The 8,361-nt window shown below is 52.2% G+C and carries 7 protein-coding genes; all 7 read right to left on the bottom strand.

The window, feature by feature from the left end; genetic code table 11:
* Nucleotides 1-300: 300 nt before the first annotated feature.
* The 7 genes from VAE55_RS11610 to VAE55_RS11580 all read right to left on the bottom strand — a co-directional run bounded on the left by VAE55_RS11610 (nucleotide 301) and on the right by VAE55_RS11580 (nucleotide 8,054).
* Nucleotides 301-1,356 carry a restriction endonuclease gene (locus VAE55_RS11610; RefSeq protein WP_322815945.1) on the bottom strand — a complete coding sequence of 352 codons (1,056 nt, stop codon included), beginning with the start codon at nucleotides 1,354-1,356 and terminating at the stop codon, nucleotides 301-303.
* A gap of 709 nt (nucleotides 1,357-2,065) precedes the next feature.
* Nucleotides 2,066-3,547, bottom strand: a complete 1,482-nt coding sequence (locus VAE55_RS11605; RefSeq protein WP_322815944.1) for an HD domain-containing phosphohydrolase — start codon at nucleotides 3,545-3,547, stop codon at nucleotides 2,066-2,068.
* A 189-nt stretch (nucleotides 3,548-3,736) separates the two neighbouring features.
* Nucleotides 3,737-4,117, bottom strand: a complete 381-nt coding sequence (locus tag VAE55_RS11600) for a response regulator (protein WP_322815943.1) — start codon at nucleotides 4,115-4,117, stop codon at nucleotides 3,737-3,739.
* A 39-nt stretch (nucleotides 4,118-4,156) separates the two neighbouring features.
* The gene (locus VAE55_RS11595) at nucleotides 4,157-5,107 is read right to left on the bottom strand and encodes an L-lactate dehydrogenase (protein ID WP_322815942.1); all 951 of its coding nucleotides are present in this window, start codon (nucleotides 5,105-5,107) and stop codon (nucleotides 4,157-4,159) included.
* 551 nt (nucleotides 5,108-5,658) lie between these two features.
* The gene (locus VAE55_RS11590) at nucleotides 5,659-5,985 is read right to left on the bottom strand and encodes an STAS domain-containing protein (RefSeq protein ID WP_322815941.1); all 327 of its coding nucleotides are present in this window, start codon (nucleotides 5,983-5,985) and stop codon (nucleotides 5,659-5,661) included.
* The gene (locus VAE55_RS11585) at nucleotides 5,982-6,410 is read right to left on the bottom strand and encodes an ATP-binding protein (protein WP_322815940.1); all 429 of its coding nucleotides are present in this window, start codon (nucleotides 6,408-6,410) and stop codon (nucleotides 5,982-5,984) included. Before VAE55_RS11585 ends, VAE55_RS11590 begins: the two co-directional genes overlap by 4 nt.
* An 81-nt stretch (nucleotides 6,411-6,491) precedes the next feature.
* Complete coding sequence (locus VAE55_RS11580) at nucleotides 6,492-8,054, bottom strand: tetratricopeptide repeat protein (RefSeq protein ID WP_322815939.1); 1,563 nt, start codon at nucleotides 8,052-8,054, stop codon at nucleotides 6,492-6,494.
* Nucleotides 8,055-8,361: the final 307 nt, after the last annotated feature.

Here is an 8,361-nt window from a genome sequence, read left to right as displayed (position 1 = left end):
ACACCCGGCATTCGCGTGACCAGCCGGGTCAACGACCTGACACGTGCCAGATCGCGAGCACGGCTGGCGCGGCAGCATGGCTGCCACACTCCAAACTTCGCCACACGCGCATGATGAGCGGGCAAGGCAACCAATCCAGCAAGTGATGGCACCATAGATGGTCGCCAGCACTCTTCTCTTCCACATCGGCGTGCCGGGAGCCGGATATGCTGTTGTTGGTGATTAACAAGCGTTCATGGACCTGGGTGACAGTCTGGTAGTACGACTGCTTGAGAGATAAACTGGATTTGCTATTGCAATCTACGGTTCAACGATAGGCAACTGCGCTTCAACGACTGGATCAATGGTGAGCAGTGAACGGTGTACCCAACCTTCTGTCTGGCGTAGATTAATCATCCGCAACCAATTGCCATCAGGACTGCGACCGAGAAGGGTGACAGCCTCACCGGCATGAATCTGGTCGATCACTGTCCCGCGTAGATTTGGCGCTAATCGCACATTACCACCATTGAAAACAGTCGCCAGAGCCGGCAGGTCAGTTGGACGGACAGTGGGCACTGGCCGGGTTGGCTGTACATTCTGTCGTATAACAGTCGGCGTAGCCGGGATGGTCTCGGCTGTGGCCGTTCTGTTCACATCGAAGAGGACACCCTGGTTCGACTGATCACTGATTTGGGTGGTGACAACCGACTGTGTGGCAGGTCCCATAAGGATGGCTACACCGGCCAACATCAGACTCACCCCCAATAGCGTTGCACCGATTAAAAAAGGCCACTGCTGCCACACAGGTAAACGAACGGCTCCGCGGTGTTCTGCGATGTCGATATAGCGCAAGAGTTTGCGGCCATCCCACAACTGGACAGGTTGATTTTTGGCTTCCAGATAACACTGACGGGTAAAGCCACTTGTGGTGACAAGAATTGCCTGGTTAGCCCGTTGAATATGCAGCGCTCCGACCAGGTCACGCACATAATTTGGTCTTACCGATTTGGTATATCGCTTACATTGCACAAGATAGAGTTGACCATTCCGTTCGGCAGTAATATCTACCCCGCGATCACCACTACCCCCTCGCACCTGTACGCGCTGCCATCCCAGATCGCGTAAAAGCTGCGCAACACGTTCTTCAAATTCAGCGGGAGACAATTCCAGCAATTGCTTGCGACGTAGTGAGCGTTGACGGTGATCGTTCCACCATGCAAAGAGCAGAATAAAGAGGGAAACAAGTCCGGTAACGATGGTCACTTGCCACCAGATGGTTAGTGCGGAAAAGTAGAACCAGAGAGATACAAGAGCAACTACGATCAATCGAGCAACATAACCATCGACAAGCCTTTTGCGGGAACGTTTGAACATTGTAAGGCCTCATCTATATCAAAAGCGCGAACCAGACATATCTTACACGTATTCCATTACGACAATGGCACGTACAGATATGAGCTGTAAATGCCTGTGCAGAGGGACTGTTTCATCTATTCGCAGCAGATCACATTGCACCAGAGGATCATCGAGGGAGTCGCGCTTCACCGCCGGATCATATCAGATTTAGTCACTAGCAGTTATCTCATTGATGGCTGACAGTCTCTATGATTGTGACGAGCACACCCTGTATCCATGTGACCAGCCGGGTTAACGGCGTAGCACGCGCCGGATCGTGAGCACGGCTGGCGCGGCAGCATGGCTGCCGCACTCCAGGCTACGCGCCACGGGCAATCCGGCCTGAAATGCAGTATCCCCGCTGGTGCGCGGAATGGAAGCGCTGGTTCGGTGGGTCAAATGTGGGGCATTGTCAACCGCAGATGATGAGACAACCGCTCTGATACAGTGACACAGTCCCCCTCTGTACTCTCTGTGACTCCGTGATGATATTCTGATGTGCCGCTGAACTACCGTATCATCAGGGGCACCGTATATACCACGCGCCGGATCGTGAGTACGGCTGGCGCGAGAGCGGGGCGGTCGCACTCCAAATGATACGCCACGGGCATGACAAGTGCGCAAGGCAACCAGTCCAGCGGCTAATTGCATCGTAGGTAGATGGTCGCCAACGTGGAATGAGATGATGTCACGAAGAAATTGACTCTACCGACAATGGTGGTTGTATCACCTGCCGCAACCGTGGTGATTGTTCCCATAACCGCTCACGGCGCATCAGGCGCAAAAAAGCATCAACCACCTGCGGATCCCAATGGGTACCCCTGCCATCCTGGATGATCTGGAGCACCGCTTCAGGACTCATCGCCGAACGGTAGGCGCGGTCAGCGGTTAGCGCCTCGAAGGTATCGGCCACTGCTAGAATACGCGCCTCGAATGGTATCTCTTCTCCCTTCAAACCATATGGATAGCCGGTACCATCGAAACGTTCGTGGTGGGCAGCGATAATCGGCAATATATCACGTAAGCCACTGACCTGCTCAAGAATACGTACTCCGATTTGCGGATGGCGGCGCATCTGGATCAGCTCTTCAGGTGAAAGAGGCCCTGGCTTGAGTAAGATATCGTCGCGAATGCCAATCTTACCAATATCATGCAAGAGACCGGCATAGTGAATGCGCTCAATCACCGCAGGACTGAGACCCAATTCTTGCGCCAGACGGACGGCGTAGCGACTAACCTGGCGTGAATGGCCATAGGTATAGGCATCACGGGCTTCGATTGCCCCGGCTAGCGCAGCAATCATCTGTTCGTATTGATCTTTGAGGACACGATACAGACGTGCATTGTCCAGCGCAGCGGCAATCTGCGAAGCAAAAATTTCGATCAGATGCCGATCCGCAGCATCAAACGAGGGTTGTTCACTATTGCGGGTCAAATTGAGGAAGCCAATCGCATGGTCGCGACTCCGCAAGACCACTTCAATGAGGCGATCTGATGACGTAGCTGGACATTCAATCAACCGGTAGTGCGCTGCTCGCAGACTCTGTTCGTCACGTTCGCTCAGGGGCAGACTCTGGCCAGGTTCGGAACCGATCAGCACTACCAGCGTATCACTATCAGCGTCAATCAGCGACAATCCGATGTTGCTTGGGGCAAAACGACGACCGACGAATTCAAGTAGGTGAGCGGATTGTTCCTGAACATCGAGCGAAGCAGTAATCACCTGGCTAAACTGATACATCAGCACCAGGTCGGAGAGACGCTCCTTCTCGCGGCGCACATGACGCAATTCCAGTGCCGTTCGGACTGTCTTTTGTAATTGCTCGGCATCAACAGGTTTGGCAATGTAGTCAAGAGCACCGAGCTTAAGTGCTTCGCGTGCAGTTTCGACCGTCGCATGTGCCGTCATAACGACCGCATCGGTTTCCAGATGATGGGCACGCAAGTATTGAACAAGCGCAATCCCGTCCAGATTCGGCATTTGCAGATCGGTCAACACCAGATCAAACGTCTGCGTAGACAGTAACTCTATCGCTGCGAGACCATCCTCCACGGCAACGACATCATAATACCGACGGAGAAGCAGACGACAGAACTCACGGATATTGACTTCGTCCTCCACAATGAGAATCCGGGGGCGCTCAGGGGAAGAGTTTGCGTAGTCCGCCATAGATCAGGCTCCCCAGGCATACACATCTGCACAGAGCAGATTGCCGGCTATTTCGTTTGTAGTGTAGCAAGCTAAGTTTGCATAAAGTCTACAATGGCCGTCATGTCGGTAACAAAATTGTCATTGAGTAATGGATGCCATGGCAAACTCAACCGTTATTGCTACAACACCTGTACGTGCAGCATATGCTTAGGAACCGTCTTGCGCACGACGGGAGAAATAGAGTTGCAGTCGTCGCTCTAGCTCATCGAAATCGAACGGTTTAGTTAAATATTCATTAACGCCAGCACGTAGCGCATTCTTTTCGGTATCGGGAGTACCGAAAGCGGTGACCAGGATCACGTACACTTGTGATTGATTTTGGCGGAGAGTGCGCACCAACTCAATGCCCCCCATACGTGGCATATTCATATCGGTAATAACCACATCGCAATCATGCACGGCCAGCTTTTCTAGCGCATCGATTCCATCTTCGGCTTCGATCACATCGTAGCCGCTATTACGTAGCAGAAAACGATAAAGCCGGCGAGTAGCAGCATCATCTTCAACAACCATAATAGTATGGGGCACGGCGCACCCTCCTTAAGCGTACACGATACAGCGATCTCTTTATTGAACGTGAGACAGGTATTCTTTTAGAATACCGGCAGAGTGCTGAAAGAGCGCAATCTCCTGTTCGGACAATGGTAAATTGAGCACTTCCTCAGCACCATCACGACCAACGATTGTTGGTAGACTGATTGCAATCCCGCTTACTCCGTACTGACCATTCATCAAGCTGCTGATAGTCATCACCGTATGTTGATCACGCAGCACTGCTTCAGCAATCGATAGCAGTCCTAAACCGATGGCATAGTAGGTTGCTCGCTTGCGCTTAATAATCTCATATGCAGCGTTACGGGTTTGTTCAAGAATCGCATCAAGCGCTGCCTGGTTGTAGCCCTGACCATTCGCACCGACAAAATCAACCAGCCTGACCCCGGCAATATTTGCCAGGCTCCAGAGTGCTAACTCGCTATCGCCATGTTCGCCGACAATGTAGGCGTGTACAGAGCGGGGATCGACACCGTAGTGCTGACCAAGCAAGTAGCGAAAGCGTGCCGTATCGAGGATGGTCCCCGATCCAATCACTCGATTCGTTGCGGAACCGGCAATCTGTGCCACGATGGTGGTTAAGATGTCGACCGGATTGGTGGCAACAACGATAATCCCATCATCATTTGCTGCCAGAATTAGGGAAATGATCTCACGAAAAATGGCTACATTCCGACTCAGTAAATCGAGACGGGTCTCGCCAGGCCGCTGATTGGCCCCAGCAGCAATGACTATCAAGTCAGCACCGGCCAGATCATCATAGGTGCCGGCGTAGATGCGCATTGGGCGAACAAAGGGTAGGCCGTGATTAAGATCCATCGCCTCCCCTTCTGCACGGGCATAATCAATATCTATCAACACCAGTTCGTTGGCCAGGCTGCGCTGCATCAGCGCATAGGCAAAGGAGGTACCAACCATGCCTGTACCAACCACGCCAACTTTACCGGTGCGTTTACGTAAACTCATAGCATACTCCTTCTGTTCACTCTTATCATACCATATCGCACCAGAGATTGCGTATCCGGTTCAGATTACAGGGATATAGCGCCGCACAACGCAAGAATTCATCTCGTACATCTACGATAAGACCGTGGGATGGCACAGGTATCGTACAGCGTGATCAATAGCCACCCTGATGGCACGCATCGTCTGTTAACAAACATGTGCCTATATGTAGACGCATGCTCGCGTGGTGAGTAGTTCCGTTTCACACGAGCACGGTGAATGCAACTGCCCGGCTTCCGCATTCCGCACAGCACCGCAAGGGTACAGTGGGGATGGAAGAGGTAGTATCCAGCGTCATCTTTGATCCCTGGATAGATGGGATTACTTCCACCCGATCAGTATATGAAAAAGACAGAGGTATTTACCAGGTCGGCACGCAAGCCGGTCGGTAAGAGGGATTCTTTATCTCCAGGACTAGAAACTTGTTTATTTGACAGTAGCAACAGCGTACCACCAGATCACACTCGTCGAAAAGTGTTATTGCGCCGATCTGGTCAGGCAGCCACCGGGGATCAGCGGTACGCCGCCAGATCGCGTTCATCGATAGTCGGCATATAGCGTGACATCTCAACCATTTTAAAAATCTTCTGGTGATGAGGGGTCACGTTCATCGCAAAGAGCTGATACCCCGTTTTACGTGCACTGACAACAAACTTGAGCAATGCTGAGATACCGGCTGAATTGATAAACGAAACCTCGCTAAAATCGAGCACCGTAATCGGACGCATCTCTTGACACTCAGCAGCAATAGCGGCAGCCGAGATGGCATCAACGCTGGTGGTCAAGATGTGGAGCACAACGACGTCGCCAAATTCTTCTCGTCGAATAATGTCGCTCATTGTTGCCGATCCTTCCGATACAAACGAAGGGTTAACACCGTTCCCTGTTGCGATGAATCGATCTCATAATCATCAACTAACGCACTGATCAGATACATGCCAAAGCCGCGCAGATAGCCGGCATCAAGGGTAGCATCATCAACAACGCGCCGCGAGACATCGATTCGTTCAATGCCGCCGCCCTGATCGCTCACCCGAATCTCAAGTTTTTCACCGTCGATCTCGAACGTTACTGCAACCAGTTTAGCTACATCCCCACGATTCCCGTGGTCAATCGCATTGTTAACCGCTTCGCTGACGGCCAGTTTCAAATCTTCAACCTGCTCGGGGCTAAAACCGGCGGCACTCCCAACTTCAGCAGCGCTGGCTCGCACCACGCGCTCGAAGATTGGGATTGATGGAATACGTAACTCTACTCGTTGCATGCCACTGCCTCTATGCACATCGTTCGTTCAGCCTCATACCAATTGTAGTGTATCGGCTCAAGCGAACCATTGTATTGCCATTCACGAAGACAGACGCGATGAAGGCACCGGACGCGACCGGGAACTACCATTCATCGTTGCTGTCTGACGAACGAGATGATCATAGCGACGCAGATACGCCTTGCCAAGCGAGGTATTACCAACCTGCAGGTAGCAAGCACCGAGATAATACAGTGCTTGAGCATGACGAGGGTTACGTCGGAGCACTTTTTCAAACAACGGGATTGCCCGTGCCGGTTCCAGAAGTTCTTTGTAGCACAAACCCAGCATAAACTGGGTTTCCAGATCGTCTGGCCATTGTTCGAGTACCTGCTGAAATTCTGCCACCGCCAGATCGTAACGACCACGCCGAATGTACATATACCCCAAATCAAAGCGCAGCGAATGAGCTTCCGGTGCTAACTGTACAGCTTTGCGCCAAGCTGCCAGCGCCCAGGTGTCACGCCCTAGTGTATTGTACACAAAACCGAGCAAATAATGAGCCTGCGCATCAGTTGGCATCAGTTGAACGGCGCGCTCGAACGCACGGGCTGCCTGAGCATGCATCCCCATATCGTAGAGGAGCTTACCCATATGCAAGAAGAGTTGACCGTGATGCGGGTTGAGCCGAGCACAGGCAAAGAGCAGTTCATGCGCCTGTTTCGGTTTCTTTTGCAGGCGCAGAATGGCACTCATGCGCAAGCGGGCATCGACGTAGTGACGGTGCTGGGGTGGTATCTGTTCGTATTCGGCGTAAGCTTCCTCAAATCGACGCTGGCGGGCCAGGAGATTGCCCAGCAGATAGCGAGCAGCATACTCTTGCGGACGCCATTGCAACAGCGCCCGATAAATCCGCTCGGCCTCCTCTTCGTACCCCTGCTGTTTGAGTGCCTGGCTCAGCCGGTAATACCATTGGGCTACCTCTTCTTCACTGCGCTGCACCAGTGGTTCATCGGGTAATGGCTCCGGCGAAACAAAGGTTGGCTCAACCCGCAGCGCTTCGGCAAAACAGCGTTGGGCCAGCTCGTGCGCACCATGGCTCTGATGCATCAAGCCCATGTAGTAACGAGGTTCGGCAGCCTGTGGACGCGCATTACAGGCGCTGCTAAAATGAATGTATGCCCGGCCAGCATCATCGATCCGCTGGTAGCAGCGGCCAAGCGCAAAGTGGGCTTCGTAGAGGTTGGGATTGTGCTCAAGCGTCTCTTTAAATGCAGCAATCGCCCGATCAATCTGACCGAGAGCAGCAAACGCGACCCCCAGGTTGTAATGCGCTTCAGCTAACTGGGGATCGGTCTGTACCGCTTCAAGATATTCGCGTAACGCTTCTTCCCAGTGATCTTGAAAGGCAAGCGAATTACCAATGTAGAGGTAAATAATCGCCCGCTCACGCTCGTAGATTTGCGCCTGCTCTTCTCCGTCCACATACGCGGCTATCAGAGCAGCTTTGAAATGTTCAATCGCATCAGCATACGTTGCCCGCAGATATGCACGCATTCCCTGACTGAACGCAGCACCTAGCCGCGTTCCGGTCATGAAGCGCTCGCTCCCGGTAAAGGTGTCGAGATCGAGAGGCATGAATTGTAGTTCGTTGGTTGACGCCATAGTGCACCTCGGCAACCAAAATGTACTGATCTCTACTATAACATGCCCCTTGTCATTCGTATATGGTAGAATCGTCATACAGAAAAATACGACAATATGTAGTTTTGTTCATCTACGTGTATGTTGTGAAGAATACATGAGAGAGTTGCCGTTGAGAATATGGGCATATTAAACGACGAACTTCGCGCAAACGGTACCAGATGGTGAAGGTCTGTACGATAACAGATTGAATTAGAACTCATTTCAAAAAAAGCTGTGCTGTCGTGCGTCCAGACTGTCGCCCAGGCGTCTGAACGCTTGCCAATCG

The sequence above is a fragment of the Chloroflexus sp. genome, assembly GCF_034432675.1.
Taxonomy (GTDB): Bacteria; Chloroflexota; Chloroflexia; order Chloroflexales; family Chloroflexaceae; genus Chloroflexus.
The sequence above is the reverse complement of the archived record's forward strand: the minus strand, read 5'-3'. Positions and strand labels throughout refer to the sequence as shown.

What these genes read in the sequence shown, in the direction of transcription:
- VAE55_RS11585 (WP_322815940.1), bottom strand. Translation starts at nt 6,410, where the DNA reads ATGCAACGAGTAGAGTTACGTATTCCATCAATCCCAATCTTCGAGCGC.
- VAE55_RS11590 (WP_322815941.1), bottom strand. Translation starts at nt 5,985, where the DNA reads ATGAGCGACATTATTCGACGAGAAGAATTTGGCGACGTCGTTGTGCTC.
- VAE55_RS11580 (WP_322815939.1), bottom strand. Translation starts at nt 8,054, where the DNA reads ATGGCGTCAACCAACGAACTACAATTCATGCCTCTCGATCTCGACACC.
- VAE55_RS11595 (WP_322815942.1), bottom strand. Translation starts at nt 5,107, where the DNA reads ATGAGTTTACGTAAACGCACCGGTAAAGTTGGCGTGGTTGGTACAGGC.
- VAE55_RS11605 (WP_322815944.1), bottom strand. Translation starts at nt 3,547, where the DNA reads ATGGCGGACTACGCAAACTCTTCCCCTGAGCGCCCCCGGATTCTCATT.
- VAE55_RS11610 (WP_322815945.1), bottom strand. Translation starts at nt 1,356, where the DNA reads ATGTTCAAACGTTCCCGCAAAAGGCTTGTCGATGGTTATGTTGCTCGA.